Source organism: Pseudomonas sp. GW821-FHT02A11 (genome assembly GCF_059421985.1).
In genome coordinates this window covers 1-15,357 of record NZ_JBWKWB010000047.1, presented here as the reverse complement: position 1 = coordinate 15,357, position 15,357 = coordinate 1, and the positions used below count along the sequence as shown (strand labels likewise).

The 15,357-nt window shown below is 60.1% G+C and carries 12 protein-coding genes; 8 read left to right on the top strand and 4 right to left on the bottom strand.

From position 1 onward, the window contains the following. Positions 1-102 precede the first annotated feature (102 nt). The 3 genes from nadE to AC07V9_RS29310 form a co-directional block, all read right to left on the bottom strand. Positions 103-930, bottom strand: coding sequence for an NAD(+) synthase (gene nadE, locus AC07V9_RS29320; RefSeq protein ID WP_495019116.1), 828 nt, complete (start codon positions 928-930; stop codon positions 103-105). A gap of 60 nt (positions 931-990) precedes the next feature. Then, positions 991-2,190, bottom strand: coding sequence for a nicotinate phosphoribosyltransferase (gene pncB, locus AC07V9_RS29315; protein WP_495019115.1), 1,200 nt, complete (start codon positions 2,188-2,190; stop codon positions 991-993). A 330-nt stretch (positions 2,191-2,520) separates the two neighbouring features. Beyond that, a complete protein-coding gene (locus AC07V9_RS29310) occupies positions 2,521-3,426 on the bottom strand; it encodes a LysR family transcriptional regulator (protein ID WP_495019114.1) in 906 nt (301 codons plus the stop codon). Positions 3,427-3,600: 174 nt separating this feature from the next. On the opposite strand from AC07V9_RS29310, the gene amaB reads away from it, so the two are divergent. From amaB to AC07V9_RS29270, 8 genes are all read left to right on the top strand, one after another. Further along, positions 3,601-5,091 carry an L-piperidine-6-carboxylate dehydrogenase gene (amaB, locus tag AC07V9_RS29305; RefSeq protein WP_495019113.1) on the top strand — a complete coding sequence of 497 codons (1,491 nt, stop codon included), beginning with the start codon at positions 3,601-3,603 and terminating at the stop codon, positions 5,089-5,091. A gap of 165 nt (positions 5,092-5,256) precedes the next feature. After that, entirely contained in the window at positions 5,257-6,540 is a 1,284-nt protein-coding gene (amaA, locus tag AC07V9_RS29300; RefSeq protein ID WP_495019112.1) for an L-pipecolate oxidase, read from the top strand. A gap of 357 nt (positions 6,541-6,897) precedes the next feature. Next, positions 6,898-8,031 (top strand): branched-chain amino acid ABC transporter substrate-binding protein, encoded by a 1,134-nt coding sequence (locus tag AC07V9_RS29295; RefSeq protein WP_495019111.1) that lies wholly within the window; start codon positions 6,898-6,900, stop codon positions 8,029-8,031. Between the two features lie 185 nt (positions 8,032-8,216). Next, positions 8,217-9,131, top strand: coding sequence for an ABC transporter permease subunit (locus AC07V9_RS29290; RefSeq protein WP_495019110.1), 915 nt, complete (start codon positions 8,217-8,219; stop codon positions 9,129-9,131). A 2-nt stretch (positions 9,132-9,133) separates the two neighbouring features. Continuing rightward, positions 9,134-10,432, top strand: coding sequence for a high-affinity branched-chain amino acid ABC transporter permease LivM (livM, locus tag AC07V9_RS29285; RefSeq protein WP_495019109.1), 1,299 nt, complete (start codon positions 9,134-9,136; stop codon positions 10,430-10,432). Further along, positions 10,429-11,304 carry an ABC transporter ATP-binding protein gene (locus AC07V9_RS29280; RefSeq protein WP_346828880.1) on the top strand — a complete coding sequence of 292 codons (876 nt, stop codon included), beginning with the start codon at positions 10,429-10,431 and terminating at the stop codon, positions 11,302-11,304. Before livM ends, AC07V9_RS29280 begins: the two co-directional genes overlap by 4 nt. Further along, entirely contained in the window at positions 11,301-12,017 is a 717-nt protein-coding gene (locus AC07V9_RS29275; protein ID WP_495019108.1) for an ABC transporter ATP-binding protein, read from the top strand. The genes AC07V9_RS29280 and AC07V9_RS29275 overlap by 4 nt, the downstream gene beginning before the upstream one ends. A 998-nt stretch (positions 12,018-13,015) precedes the next feature. Continuing rightward, the gene (locus AC07V9_RS29270) at positions 13,016-13,789 is read left to right on the top strand and encodes an SDR family oxidoreductase (protein WP_495019107.1); all 774 of its coding nucleotides are present in this window, start codon (positions 13,016-13,018) and stop codon (positions 13,787-13,789) included. Positions 13,790-13,946: 157 nt separating this feature from the next. On the opposite strand, the gene AC07V9_RS29265 is transcribed toward AC07V9_RS29270, so the two are convergent. Beyond that, positions 13,947-15,083: an AGE family epimerase/isomerase gene (locus AC07V9_RS29265; protein WP_495019106.1), complete on the bottom strand. Its 1,137-nt coding sequence runs from the start codon at positions 15,081-15,083 to the stop codon at positions 13,947-13,949. Positions 15,084-15,357 lie beyond the last annotated feature (274 nt).

The window sequence follows — 15,357 nt, the reverse complement described above, 5'->3', positions numbered from 1 at the left end:
GGCGAAAGCGGTGTGTCAGGTACACCGCTTTCGCCACTGTCGCACAGCTCCAGAAGCTCCCACAGGTTTTGCATTGGCCCCAGATGAAGCGCAGCGAGAACCTTAAGGTGCGTACGGCAGGTCGCGCTTGTGCTGCGTCTTGCGGTAGGTATTGACGATGATGTCGAACGCCTCCTGACGCAGTGGCTGCCCGTGCAGGAAGGCGTCGATTTCGGCGTAGGTCACGCCGTGGGAGGCTTCGTCGGGTTTGCCCGGCACCAGGTCTTCGAGGTCAGCAGTCGGAATTTTCTCGACCAGGTTCTCGGGCGCACCAAAGCTGCGCGCAATCGCACGCACCTGATTTTTTACCAGGCCGCTCAATGGCGCGAGGTCGCAGGCGCCGTCGCCGAACTTGGTGAAGAAACCCATCACCGCCTCCGCCGCATGGTCAGTACCGATCACCAGACCGCCACGAACGCCCGCGATGGTGTATTGCGCGACCATGCGCGTACGCGCCTTGACGTTGCCTTTGACGAAATCCACCGCCGCATCGGACTGGCCTTCGAAGGCTTTGACCTGCTCGACCAACGCCTTGACCGACGGCGCGATGTCCACGGTGTGACGCTCGTCCGGGGCGATGAAATCCACGGAGGCGGTGGCTTCGTGTTCGTCGTGCTGGATGTGGTACGGCAGGCGCACGGCGATGAACTGGTAGGCGTCGTCACCAGTGCTTTCACGCAGTTCGCGCACGGCGCGCTGGGCCATCAGGCCTGCGGTGAGCGAGTCGACGCCGCCGCTGATGCCCAGCACCAGCACCTTCATGCGGGCGTTCTGCAGGCAGTCCTTGATGAACTGGATTCGGCGCGCGACCTCGGTTTCAAGCTCGCCCTGATTGGCGAAGGGGGCCTGAACCTTGAGCTCCTTGGCGATCTCGAGCTGTACGGCTTGCATGATTGACTCCTTATGAAGAAGAAAAAGAGGCATGAAAAAAGGGTGTAAGCGGTGCTCGAGTCAGGCTGGCACCTTGAATACGTGACGCAGGTAGGAGACAAATTCCGGGTCCTTGCACTGGGTCTTGCCGGGTTCGTCGGAAATCTTCGCAACAGGCTGACCGGCGCAGGCGGTCATTTTCAGCACGATGCTCATCGGCTGTACCCCCGGCACGTCGGCGGTGAGGTTGGTGCCAATGCCGAAGCTGACATTGATCCGACCGCGCAGGGCCCGGAATATTTCCAGCGCCTTGGGCAGGTTCAGGCCGTCGGAGAACACCAGCGTCTTGCTCATTGGGTCGATGCCCAGTTTCTGGTAGTGCAGGATGCACTTTTCGGCCCACTGCACAGGGTCGCCCGAGTCGTGGCGCAGGCCATCGAAGAGCTTGGCAAAGAACAGGTCGAAATCGTTGAGGAACGCGTCGGTGGTGATGCAGTCGGTCAGCGCGATACCCAGCAGGCCGCGGTATTCGCGGACCCAGCAATCAAGGGCGGCGATCTGGCTGTCGATCAGCCGAGGGCCCAGTTGCTGGTGAGCCATGATCCATTCGTGGGCCATGGTGCCGAGGGGTTTGAGGTCGAACTTGCGCGCCAAGTGGACGTTGCTGGTGCCGACGAACTGGCCGGGGAAGTCCTTTTTCAGGACCGAGACCACGTCTTCCTGCACGGCGTACGAGAAGCGCCGGCGAGTGCCGAAGTCAGCAACCTTCAGCTCCGCCAGCTCGTCCGGCGTCGCCGTGGCGGTCAGCCAGTCGAACTTGCGATACAGCTGGTCACGGGCCTGAACGAGCAGGGTATTGGGATTGCGATAGCGGTTGCGCACTTCACTGACGATGGCCAGGATCGGCACTTCGAAGAGGATCACGTGAAGCCAAGGGCCGCACAGGCGAATGCACAGCTCGTCGTTTTCGATGCGGGTCTGCACGTAACGCAGGTTGAAACGGAACAGGCCTAGGAAGCGCAGGAAGTCAGGCTTCATGAAGTTGATGCGTTCGAGAAAACCGGTTTCCTCGACGCTCAGGGACAGGTCGCACAGCTGCTCGATCTGATGGCGGATTTCCATCAGGTACGGCCGCAGGTCTTCCGCGTTGCGGCAACGGAACTCCCATTCAACGTCGACGTTGGGGTAGTTGTGCAGCACAGCCTGCATCATGCTCAGCTTGTAGAGGTCGGTATCGAGCAGGTTCTGAACGATGCGATCTGCGAAAGCGCTCTCACTCATTGTGTCGCTCCAGCCAGCAGAGGCCGCCACATTTGCGGCCCGTGAAATCAAGTGGGTGTCGCATACAACCTTGCGGTAGCGCCTGGTATTGGCTCCATGCCACTACGTCCGGTTTGTTATTGACGATGGTCGACATAATGCCAGCGCAGAGCGGGTTGGGGCAGAAATGTTTCAGCGCAGGATTTTGTCACCAAGGCGCAGGGCCGCATGCCGAGACCTGTGGGAGCGAATTCATTCGCAAGAGGCCGGTGCATTCGACGCATCTGTATTGCCCGTATCTACGCATCGCGAATGAATTCGCACACAGGGGGTATATGTGATTCAGTGCTTTCACTGCGGCGTCGGCTGATCCAGCTGCTCCAGCATCCATTCTACGAACACGCGGATCTTCGGCACCTCCGCTGCATGTTCCGGGTAGGCCAGGTAATAGGCGTCATGGCTGGGCAATGCATGAGGCCAGGGAATGACCAGCTTGCCGTCGGCGAGTTCTTCTTCCACCAGAAAGCGCGGCAGCAATGCCACACCACAGCCCACCTGGGCTGCGCGAATGCACATGTAAAACGTCTCGAAACGCGGGCCGTGGTAGCTGTGTTCGGTCTGGTAACCCTGGCTCTCGAACCACTCGTGCCAGCCCTGCGGGCGGTGAGCGTTTTGCAGCAGGACCAGCCCTGCGAGCTGGGTCGGTTCGGTGAAAGGCTTGTCGGGCATGCTCGCCGGTGAGCAGACCGGCACCAGCTCCTCGCCAAACAACCTTACGCTTTCCGCGCCGGGACGCGCGCCCTGGCCGAAGTAGAACGACATGTCGCAGCGGCTCTGCGCCAGGTCGTCGCTTTCCTGCTCGTTCACCAGATCCAGGTGAATGTGCGGATGACGTAGACGCCAGCCTTTCAGGCGTGGGACCAGCCAGCGCGCGCCGAAGGTCGAAGGCGTGGAGACGTGCAGGACTTCAGTCTCTCCGCCGTAGGAACGCAGGAAGTGCGTCGACATCTCCATCTGCGTGAGGATTTTTCGGACTTCTGCCAGGTACAACGCCCCGGCTGGCGTCAGCTGAAGACGACGGCGCACGCGTCTGAACAGCAGGTGTTGCACCAGCTCTTCGAGTTGCGCGACCTGTTTGCTGACCGCGCTTTGGGTCAGGTTCAGCTCCTCGGCGGCGCGGGTGAAACTCAGGTGGCGGGTCACCGCTTCAAAACATTGCAGTGCAGTGATGGACGGCAGATGGCGTCTGTTCAGCATATTCAGGCGTGCTCGGCATCAGCATGAAAAAACGGAATGATATCTCGCTTAATCGTCGTTTGTTGGCGGGCTTCAGTCCAGCTATTACTAAAGGCTGACGCTATCACTCAATGCCCGGCCTCGGTCCGGCATTCCGCTTTCGTGTTTACGGTTCACCAGAACTCAGGAGAAATCATGCTCAACGACCTGCTTACCCGCCTCGGTGTCGACCCTGCGCTTTACCAGAAAGGCGACAAGCCTGTTCACACGCCGATCGATGGCAGCCAGGTCGCCTCGGTGAGCTGGGAAGGCGCAGCCCAAGTCGAACAGCGCATCACCCGCGCCGAGCACGCTTTTGAAGCCTGGCGTAAAGTGCCTGCGCCGCGCCGTGGCGAGCTGGTGCGCCTGTTCGGCGAAGCCCTGCGCAAACACAAGGCTGACCTCGGAGAGCTGGTCTCCTGGGAAGCAGGCAAGATCACTCAGGAAGGCCTGGGTGAAGTGCAGGAAATGATCGACATCTGCGACTTTGCGGTCGGCCTGTCCCGTCAAATCTACGGCTTGACCATCGCCTCCGAACGCCCTGGCCACCACATGCGTGAAACCTGGCACCCGCTGGGCGTTGTCGGCGTGATCAGCGCGTTCAACTTCCCGGTCGCCGTCTGGTCGTGGAACACCGCACTGGCGCTGGTCTGCGGTAACTCGGTGATCTGGAAACCGTCGGAAAAAACCCCGCTGACCGCTTTGGCCTGCCAGGCGCTGTTCGACCGCGTCGCGGCTGAATTCGCCGATGCGCCGCAGTACCTTGCGCAATGCGTGATCGGTGGTCGCGACGCTGGCGAAGCGTTGGTGGACGACGAGCGCGTTGCCCTGATCAGCGCCACCGGCAGCACCCGCATGGGCCGCGAAGTGGCGCCGAAGATCGCCGCCCGTTTCGCCCGCAGCATCCTAGAGCTGGGCGGCAACAACGCGATGATCCTGACCCCGAGCGCCGATCTGGACCTTGCGGTGCGCGCCGTGCTGTTCAGCGCCGTCGGTACCGCCGGTCAGCGTTGCACGACCCTGCGTCGTCTGATCGCGCACAACTCGGTCAAGGCCGAATTCGTCGAGCGTCTGAAAGCGGCCTACGCCAAAGTGCGCATCGGTCACCCGCTGGAAGGCAACCTGGTCGGCCCGCTGATCGACAAGCAAAGCTTCGAAAACATGCAGGAAGCCCTGGAGCAGGCTCTGAGCGAAGGCGGCACCGTGTTCGGCGGCAAGCGTCAACTGGTCGAGAAATTCCCCAACGCGTTTTACGTATCGCCTGCCATCGTCGAGATGCCGGAGCAGAGCGACGTGGTGCGCAGCGAGACCTTCGCGCCGATCCTGTACGTGGTCGGTTACAACGAATTCAGCGAGGCCGTGCGCCTGAACAACGACATGCCGCAAGGCCTGTCGTCGTGCATTTTCACCACCGACGTGCGTGAAGCCGAGCAGTTCATCTCGTCCCTGGGCAGCGACTGCGGCATCGCCAATGTCAATATTGGCCCGAGTGGTGCGGAGATCGGCGGCGCGTTCGGCGGCGAGAAGGAAACCGGCGGCGGCCGTGAGTCCGGCTCGGATTCGTGGAAAGGCTACATGCGTCGTCAGACCGCAACCGTGAACTACTCCCGCGAGCTGCCGCTGGCGCAGGGGATTACGTTTGATTGATGCCGTAAGGTAAGCGCCGTTCCATGTAGGAGCGCGCTTGCCCGCGAGGGCGGTAAAGCAGGCGCAGAAGAGGTGCCTGATGTATCGCAATCGCGGGCAAGCGCGCTCCTACAGGTATGTGGTGCAGCAAATTATTTTGGCTGTATCTCTTTCCGAGGTTTTGCGATGCCGCTACGCGAAGAATGTCTGTGGGAAACGCTGACGCCGCAGAGGCCTGAGGCGCCGGCGTTGAAGGGTGAAGTGACGGTCGATGTTTGCGTGATCGGTGCAGGCATTACCGGGCTGTCGGCGGCGATTCATTTGCTCGAGCAGGGCAAAAACGTCGCCATCGTGGAAGCCCATCGCACGGGGCAGGGCGGTTCCGGGCGTAACGTAGGATTGGTCAACGCCGGGCTGTGGATTCCGCCCGACGAGATTGAAGCCGGTTTCGGCGAGAAAGTCGGCAGTCAGCTCAATGCCATGCTCGGCAACGCGCCGTCGCTGGTCTTCAGCCTGATCGAGAAATACGGCATCGACTGCCAGGCCACGCGCAAGGGCACGCTGCACATGGCGCACAACGCCAAGGGCGAGCTGGACCTGCGCAGCCGCGAAGAACAGTGGAAGCGCCGTGGCGCCGCTATCGAACTGCTGACTGGCAAGGCCTGTCAGGAAGCCACGGGCACGAAAGAAATCACCTGCGCGTTGCTCGACCACCGTGCAGGCACCATCAACCCCATGGCGTACACCAGTGGCCTGGCCGCTGCGGTGACGTCGCTGGGTGGTCAGCGCTTCGATCATTCCCCGGTCAAACGCCTTGAGCGTCAGGGCCAGCGCTGGTGCGTGATCACCGAAAACGGCTCGGTCAGCGCCGATCAGGTGGTCGTCGCTTCCAACGCCTACACCGAAGGCGAATGGACCGAGCTGCGCCGCAGTTTCTTCCCCGGTTATTACTATCAGGTCGCTTCCGCTCCGCTCACCGAAGAGGCGGCGCAGCAGATACTGCCTGGCGGTCAAGGTTCGTGGGACACCCGTCAGGTGCTCAGCAGCATTCGCCGCGACGCCGATGGGCGCCTGTTGCTGGGCAGTCTGGGCAATGGCAATCAGAAGCCGACCTGGTTCCTCAAGGCCTGGGCCGATCGCGTACAGCAGCACTATTTTCCTTACCTGAAGAAAGTTGAGTGGGAATGCACCTGGACTGGTTGCATCGCCTTTACGCCCGATCATCTGCTGCGCATGTTCGAGCCTGCACCAGGACTGGTCGCGGTGACCGGCTACAACGGGCGCGGCAACACGACGGGGACGGTTGTGGGCAAGGCATTCGCCGATTACCTGTGCAGCGGGAACGCCGGTGTGTTGCCGATTCCATTCACCCCGATGCAGCCGCTCTCGGCCATTGGTTTACGCAGCTCTTTATATGAGGCTGGCTTTTCGCTATACCATGCAGGGCAATGCCTCAGAGTTGTGATCTGAGGCGAAGTATGTGTCATGCATTCACGCTTTTTCGTGCAGCCACTCACCTGAAATGGTGCGTCCCGTAGCGGCCCCGCACCGACGGTGTGCAGTTCGGTGACGCAGGTTGTTACAACAGGGTTGTACAGGTCAGCCTCTCAGGGTTGCGCATTTAATTTGGGAGGGTTGCTCTTTAGAAGTCGCAGGGTTGCACCTTGCGCGGTTTAGACGGTTGCACGCCCAGTGAAAAAGGGCTCGAATCAGTCGCATAACAACAAAACGATGACTTTTTTCAGAATAAAAAACCGATGGCACGCCACTTGCTCAGAGCAACTCTGTGGTCGCAGTGCTAATTAAAAAACCTAGGAGCACCAACTCATGTCGCAGATGTTTTACAGGAAAGGCTTTCTGGCACTCGCAGTCGCTACTGCAATGGGTGTGGCTACTTTTGCGCAGGCTGACGTCAAGATCGGCGTATCGGGTCCAATGACCGGCGCCAACGCCTCGTTCGGCAAGCAGTTCTGGGAGGGCGCCCAAGCGGCGGCTGCGGCTATCAACGCCAAGGGCGGCGTCAACGGCGAGAAAATCGCCCTGACTCAATACGATGATGCGTGCGAGCCTAAACAGGCCGTTGCCGTCGCGAACAAAGCCGCTGCGGACAAAATGGTCGGCATCGTGGGTCACTTCTGCTCGTCTTCGACCATCCCCGCCTCGGAAGTCTATGACGAAGCCGGCATCATCGCGATCACCCCTGCGTCCACCAACCCGAACGTAACCGAGCGCGGTCTGAGCTCGATGTTCCGTATGTGTGGCCGCGACGACCAACAAGGGATCGTCGCCGGCGACTACATCGTCGACGTACTCAAGGGCAAAAAGGTCGCCGTCATCAACGACAAGGACACCTACGGCAAAGGCCTGGCAGACGCTACCGCCAAGCAGCTGACCGCTCGCGGCGTGAAGCCTGTGCTGGAAGAAGGCCTGACCCGTGGCGAGAAAGACTTCAGCGCCCTGGTCACCAAGATCCGGGGCACCGGTGCCGACGTGGTTTACTTCGGTGGTCTGCACCCGGAAGCCGGTCCTCTGGTCCGCCAAATGCGTGAACAGGGCCTCAAGGATGTCAAGTTCGTATCTGATGACGGTGTCGTCACCGATGAGCTGGTCACCACTGCTGGTGGTGCACAGTACGTTGATGGTGTTTACATGACGTTCGGTGCCGACCCACGCCTGCTGCCTGACAGCAAGGCTGTAGTGGAAGAGTTCCGCAAGAAGGGTTACGAGCCTGAAGGCTACACCCTGTATTCCTACGCCTCTGTACAGACCTTGGCCGCTGCATTCGAAGGCGCCAAGTCCACCAAGGGCGAGGATGCTTCCAAGTGGCTGAAGTCCCACGCCGTCGACACGGTCATGGGCAAGAAAGAGTTCACCCCGAAAGGCGACTTGAAAGTCTCCGACTACGTGGTTTACCAGTGGGACAAGGACGGCAAATATCACCAGCTCGAAAAGCAGAAGTGAGTTGAGCTCCTAGTCGAGTCGGCCGTTTCGCGGGCTTGGAACCTCGAAGCGGCCTGACCCGGTAATCGACGCCGCCTGGCGCGGCGCCGGATTTCTTCTGTTGCCATCGTGTGTGTGTCCGCTGTTCCTCACGAGGGAATATCCGGTGCGCGCCAGGTTGGCCTTCAAGTTCGTGAGCGTGCGTGATGGATGGTATTTTCCTGCAGCAAATGGTCAACGGCCTGACCCTCGGTTCGGTCTACGGCCTGATCGCCATCGGTTACACGATGGTCTACGGCATCATCGGCATGATCAACTTCGCCCACGGCGACGTTTACATGATCTCGGCCTACCTCGCCGCTATCGGCCTGGCTGTCCTCTCCTTCTTCGGCATCGAGTCGTTCCCATTCCTGATTCTCGGCACGCTGATCTTCACCATCGTGGTGACCGGTGTGTACGGCTTCGTCATCGAGCGCGTGGCTTACAAACCGCTGCGTAACTCGACCCGTCTGGCACCGCTGATCAGTGCTATCGGTATTTCCCTGATCCTGCAGAACTACGCGCAGATCGCCCAGGGCCCTCGCCAGCAAGGCGTTCCCACGTTGCTTGAAGGCGCCATGCGCTTTGAAGTGGGCAGCGGCTTCGTGCAGATCACTTATACCAAGATCTTCATCCTGATTGCCGCTTTCATCGGCATGGGCGTGCTGACGTACATCATCAAGTACACCAAGCTGGGCCGGATGTGCCGCGCGACCCAACAGGATCGCAAGATGGCCTCTATCCTGGGCATCAACACCGACCGGATCATCTCCTACGTGTTCGTCATCGGCGCCGCCATGGCTGCTCTGGCGGGTGTGCTGATCACACTGAACTACGGCACCTTCGACTTCTTCGCCGGGTTTGTCATCGGCATCAAGGCCTTCACCGCAGCGGTACTGGGCGGTATCGGTTCGCTGCCGGGCGCCATGCTCGGTGGATTGATCCTGGGGGTTGCCGAGTCGCAATTCTCCGGTCTGATCAACTCCGACTATAAAGACGTGTTCAGTTTCGGCCTGCTGGTATTGATCCTGATCTTCCGTCCTCAAGGCCTGCTGGGTCGCCCACTCGTGGCGAAGGTGTAACCATGTCTGCTCCTGTCAAACCCATTGATATCAAACAAAGCCTGATCGACGCGGTGGTTGCCGGCTTGCTGGCGCTGATCGTGTTCGGTCCCATCGTCGGCATCGTGCTGGACGGCTATGGCTTCAACATGCAACCGGGTCGCGTTGCCGCGCTGGTGGGCGTGGTGGTGGTCGGTCGCTTCTTCATGAGCCTGTTCCTGCAGACCCCTAAAGGTCTGGCCATCGCGCAAAGCTTCGAAAGCTCGGGCTCCGGCGTGCACGTACTGCCGCCGGGCTACAAGACGCGCCTGCGCTTCATCATTCCGCTGATGATCCTGATCGCGGTGATCTTCCCGGTGTTTGCTGATAAATACGTGCTGACCGTGGTCATTCTCGGCCTGATCTACGTGTTGCTGGGCTTGGGCCTGAACATCGTGGTGGGCCTGGCCGGCCTGCTCGACCTGGGTTACGTGGCGTTCTACGCCATCGGCGCCTACGGTCTGGCGCTGGGCTATCAGTATCTGGGGCTCGGCTTCTGGTCGGCGTTGCCGCTGGCGGCCATTGCAGCGGCGTTCGCCGGTTGCATCCTGGGCTTCCCGGTGCTGCGCATGCACGGCGACTATCTGGCGATCGTCACTCTGGGCTTCGGGGAAATCATTCGTCTGGTGCTCAACAACTGGCTGTCGTTCACCGGTGGCCCGAACGGCGTGCCGGTGCCTTCGCCGACCTTCTTCGGCCTGGAATTCGGGCGTCGCGCCAAAGACGGCGGTATTCCGATTCACGAGTACTTCGGTTTCGAATACAACCCGGACCTGAAATTCATCTTCATCTACGCCGTGCTGTTCCTCGTCGTGCTGGCTGTGCTGTACATCAAGCATCGCCTGACCCGCATGCCGGTCGGCCGCGCGTGGGAAGCCCTGCGTGAAGACGAAATCGCCTGCCGCTCCATGGGCTTGAACCACGTACTGGTCAAGCTCTCGGCCTTCACCATCGGTGCTTCGACCGCAGGTCTGGCGGGGGTGTTCTTCGCCAGCTATCAAGGCTTCGTCAACCCGACCTCGTTCACCTTCTTCGAGTCGGCGCTGATCCTGGCCATCGTTGTGCTCGGCGGCATGGGCTCGACCGTCGGTGTGGTGATCGCCGCGTTCGTGCTGACCGTCGCCCCGGAAATGCTGCGTAGCTTCGCCGAATACCGCGTGCTGCTATTCGGCATCCTGATGGTGCTGATGATGATCTGGCGCCCCCGTGGCCTGATCCGCATCAGCCGTACCGGCGTACAACCCCGCAAAGGCGTGCTGGCAAACGTGGAGGGCGCGCGATGAGCGACGAAATCGTTCTTTCCGTCGAGAACCTGATGATGCACTTCGGCGGCATCAAGGCCCTCAGCGACGTCAGCCTTGAAGTGCGTCGCAACTCGATCTTCGCCCTGATCGGCCCTAACGGCGCGGGCAAAACCACCGTATTCAATTGCCTGACCGGCTTCTACAAAGCCACAGGCGGGCGTATCGAACTCAACGCGCGGGGCAAGAAGACCAACGTGATCCAGCTGCTCGGCGAGCAATTTCGCGCCAGCGACTTTGTGTCACCCAAGCGCTTCGGCAGCCGTCTGTTTTACAAAATGTTTGGCGGCACGCATTTGGTGAACCGCGCAGGCCTGGCCCGGACTTTCCAGAACATTCGCCTGTTCAAGGAAATGTCCGTCGTCGAGAACCTGCTGGTGGCCCAACACATGTGGGTTAACCGCAACATGATCGCGGGCATCCTTAATACCAAGGGCTACCGCAAGGCCGAAGAAGACGCCATGAACACGGCCTTCTATTGGCTCGAAGTGGTGGACCTGGTGGACTGCGCCAACCGCCTGGCCGGTGAACTTTCCTACGGCCAGCAGCGCCGTCTGGAAATCGCCCGCGCCATGTGCACCCGTCCGCAGGTGATTTGCCTGGACGAACCGGCCGCTGGCCTCAACCCACAGGAAACCGAAGCGCTGAGCGGCATGATCCGTCACCTGCGCGACGACCACGACATGACCATCGTGCTGATCGAGCACGACATGGGCATGGTCATGGGTATTTCCGACGATATCGTCGTGCTCGACCACGGCAACGTGATCGCCAAAGGCAAGCCGGAGCAGATTCGCAACGATCCGAAAGTGATCGCCGCGTACCTGGGTGCTGATGAAGAGGAGTTGGTATGAGTAAGCCGATCCTCGAACTGAAAGAGATCGACGTGTACTACGGGCCGATTCAGGCCCTGAAAAAAGTCTCGATGCACATCGACGAAGGCGAAACCGTCAGCCTGATCGGCTCCAACGGCGCGGGTAAATCCACGCTGCTGATGTCGATCTTCGGCCAGCCTCGCGCGGCCAGCGGGCAAATCATTTATCAGGGCACCGACATCACTCAGAAGTCGTCGCACTACATCGCGTCCAACGGTATCGCGCAGTCTCCGGAGGGCCGCCGTGTGTTCCCCGACATGTCGGTGGAAGAAAACCTGATGATGGGCACGATTCCGATTGGGGATAAGCACGCGAGCGAAGACATGCAGCGCATGTTCGAGCTGTTTCCGCGCTTGAAGGAGCGTCGTAGTCAGCGGGCCATGACGATGTCCGGTGGCGAGCAGCAGATGCTCGCCATCGCCCGCGCCCTGATGAGCCGCCCCAAGCTGTTGCTGCTGGACGAGCCGAGCCTGGGCCTGGCGCCGATCATCGTGAAGCAGATTTTCTCGACCTTGCGTGAGCTGGCACAGACGGGGATGACGATCTTTCTGGTGGAGCAGAACGCCAACCATGCGCTGAAGCTGTCGGATCGTGCGTATGTGATGGTCAACGGAGAGATTCGCCTGACGGGTACCGGTAAGGAGCTGCTGACTAACGAGGAGGTCAGGAACGCTTATCTCGGCGGGCATTGAGTTCATCAGTGTTCCGGCAATAACCAACGCCCCGAGTGTTATTCACTCGGGGCGTTTTGCATTCGGTGGGCACATCGAGCTTTCCTGGTAGTGGAATGAGCGGGGCCACACCTGTGTGCGAATTCATTCGCGAGAGGGCCGTACGACCGATTGGCATGTTTCGGATGTACCTACCCATCGCGAATGAATTCGCTCCCACAGTTTTGTACTCGGCTCATCCGTAGCAGCACAGCTTGCCGACGGCACCGATTGTTCGGACGCCCGGCGGCAAGCCTGCTGCTGCAGATGAACGCCAATTGTGGAAAACAATTTTATAGAGCTGTCAAAGCGCGCCAGTTAGCCGCTGCAAATGGTTGTTTTGTCACGGTTTTGACTTGTTCAGTTTTACTGTGGAGCGGGCTGTGAATAAGTTGGTGGCAGTTGGCTACAAGCCTTTATTTACGGGGCTTTCAAGCTTGTGATCAATATTTGATCAACGATTTCGGCCGGTATTTTGGAGCGGTTTGTCAACGCTCGCGGGGCTGGTTTTTTGTACAGTTTTTGAGGCGGGCAAGCCTGTGGATAAGTCTGTGTGCAACCCTTGGAAAGACCTTCGCAGGTAGCGCAATCTCTGGGCTGGCGTGGGTAATCCTGTCCGCCTGTCCAAGTCGGGTATCCGTTTGGTTGCAGATACGTTTCAGCAGGTCAAGCTGAAATCCTCTCAACTCACCTACAGGCCGCGCATGGCGGGGCTTGACTGCTTTGAAGTTGCCCCCGGATTTTGTGAGTCTGGCTGTGGATAAGGTGGGCAAAACTGCGTGCAGGCCATAGAGTGCAAGGCTTTGAGTAGGTTGTACGTTTTTTGTACAGAGGGAAGGTCGTACGATGATTGTTGCCCACAGGCTTGATCCAGAGCCGCTTGCGCGGGCATTCTCCAGAACTTTCCTACACGCAACGCGGTTTGGTTGCGTTATTCCAGAGCTTATCCCTAAGCCGAAACCCTCAGTCAGGAGAACGACATGACTTCTACCGTGTTCATTACCGGTGCCACTTCCGGGTTTGGCGAAGCCTGTGCACGCCGTTTTGCAGAGGCGGGCTGGTCGCTGGTGTTGACCGGTCGCCGTGAAGAGCGTCTGCAGGCGTTGAGCGCCGAGTTATCCAAGCAGACCAAGGTGCACACCCTGACACTGGACGTGCGCGATCGTGAGGCCGTTGAGAAGGCCGTTGAAGGTTTGCCAGCCGAGTTCGCGAAGATTCGTGGCCTGATCAACAACGCAGGTCTGGCCCTGGGCATCGACCCCGCGCCCAAGTGCGACCTGGACGACTGGGACACCATGATCGACACCAACGTCAAAGGCCTGGTCTACACCACCCGCACGCTGCTCTCGCGCCTGATCGCCTACGGCCGTGGCGCGAGCATCGTCAACCTGGGTTCGGTGGCGGGCAACTACCCGTATCCGGGCGGCAACGTTTACGGCGGCACCAAGGCGTTCGTCGGCCAGTTCTCCCTGAACCTGCGTAACGACCTGATCGGCACGGGCGTACGCGTGACCAACCTCGAGCCCGGCCTGTGCGAAAGCGAATTCTCGCTGGTGCGTTTCGGCGGCGATCAGGCCAAGTACGACGCCACCTACGCAGGCGCCGAACCCATCCAGCCGCAGGACATCGCCGAGACGATCTTCTGGATCATGAACACCCCGGCCCACGTCAACGTGAACAACCTGGAACTGATGCCGGTGAGCCAGACCTGGGCGGGTTTTGCGATTGATCGTACCCGTGGTGAGACGAAGTAAGGCAGGGATGATGACCTGTGGGAGCCGGCTTGCTGGCGAATGGGGGTGTCAGACAATTCATCTGTCACTGACCCACCGCTTTCGCCAGCAAGCCGGCTCCCACAGTGTTGAGGCGTTCTCAATTCTGTGGGAGCGAATTCATTCGCGAGGCGATTGATCAGGCGCTGAAGTACTCCGCCAGCCCGATATAGCACGTCGCCAAGTGATACGGGGTGGTCGACGGCATGTCGCTGCGGCTGATCTGGCCTTGGCTGTCCAGGCACTCATTCCAGCCACCCGCGTGCAGAAAGCGCTGCTGCAAGGCATTCAACTGACGCGCCAGCAACGCCTGGCTGTCAGGACGTAGCGTCAATGCCCGCAGGTACTCGGCCTGCGCCCAGATGCGCTGCGTGCCATCCTTCACCAAGCCTTCCACATCCAGTGTCGCGACCACAGCCCCTGTGACCGGATCGACGCCTTGCGCCTCGGCGTGGGCAAATGCAGTGGTCAGGGAGCGATGCAGCGGTGTGCCGCGCAAATGCTTGGACGATTCCAGCAGATAGAACCACTCGAACTGATGCCCAGGCTCGGACCAGTTATCCACAGCGCCAAGCGGCTTCTCCAGCATCACGCCGTGTTCGACATCGACAAACCGGCGCTGCATGGCTTCGGCCAGACTGTCGAGAGCGGCGAGTGTTTTGGCGTCTTCGCGCACTTCCAGCGTCGCCAGAAAAGCTTCGGCCAGATGCATCAGCGGGTTCTGCAGCGGGCCCGCATCGAGGGACGACCAGTCTTCAGCCAGCACCGATTCGTACAAGCCATCACCGTCGGCGAACTGCTCGGCGACGACCTCCAGCGCTGCGTTGAGCACAGACTCGACCAACGGCTCGCGCACCTTCGCCCAGTAGTGCGCGCAGGCGAAGACGATGAAGGCGTGGGTGTAAAGGTCCTTGCGGCGATCCAGCGGCGCGCCTTGCGGGTCGATGCTGTAGAACCAGCCGCCGTGCTCGGCATCGTGAAAATGCCGTTGCAGCGAGCGGAACAGCGCCGCAGCGCGGACCTCGGCGTCTGGCACTTGCGGGTCGCCGATGAAGCTGGAAAACAGGAACAACTGCCGCGCGCAGGCCATGGCCCGGTAGCGCTGAGGAGGCAGCGGCCGATGCAGGGCATCCAGCGCCTCATAGGGTAACGCCATCTCTGCATTCCAGCCCGGCCCGTGCCAGAGCGGCACGATCACTTCCATGAAGTGACGCTGCACGGTGGTGAACACAGCGGAGAGTTCAGACTTGGCGGCAGGGAGAGAAACGTCAGGCATCGGATGGCGTCGCGGCTGAGGGCAAATGGCGCGACATGGTAGCAGGAGGTGGGGATGGCGGGGTGAACCGGTGGATCAAATGAGGGGGCGCCTTGCGCAAAATCCCTGTGGGGGCCTGCTTGCTGGCGAAGGCGGTATTTCAGATAACGCTGATATTTCTGACACTCGTTGTTGCTCTGTGGGAGATTCTATGTTTGGGGGGGCAACCCCCAAACGTCTGGCAGGGTCGTAATCCTGCTTTTTCTTCAGCAACGAATAGGCGACTCCCGCTATT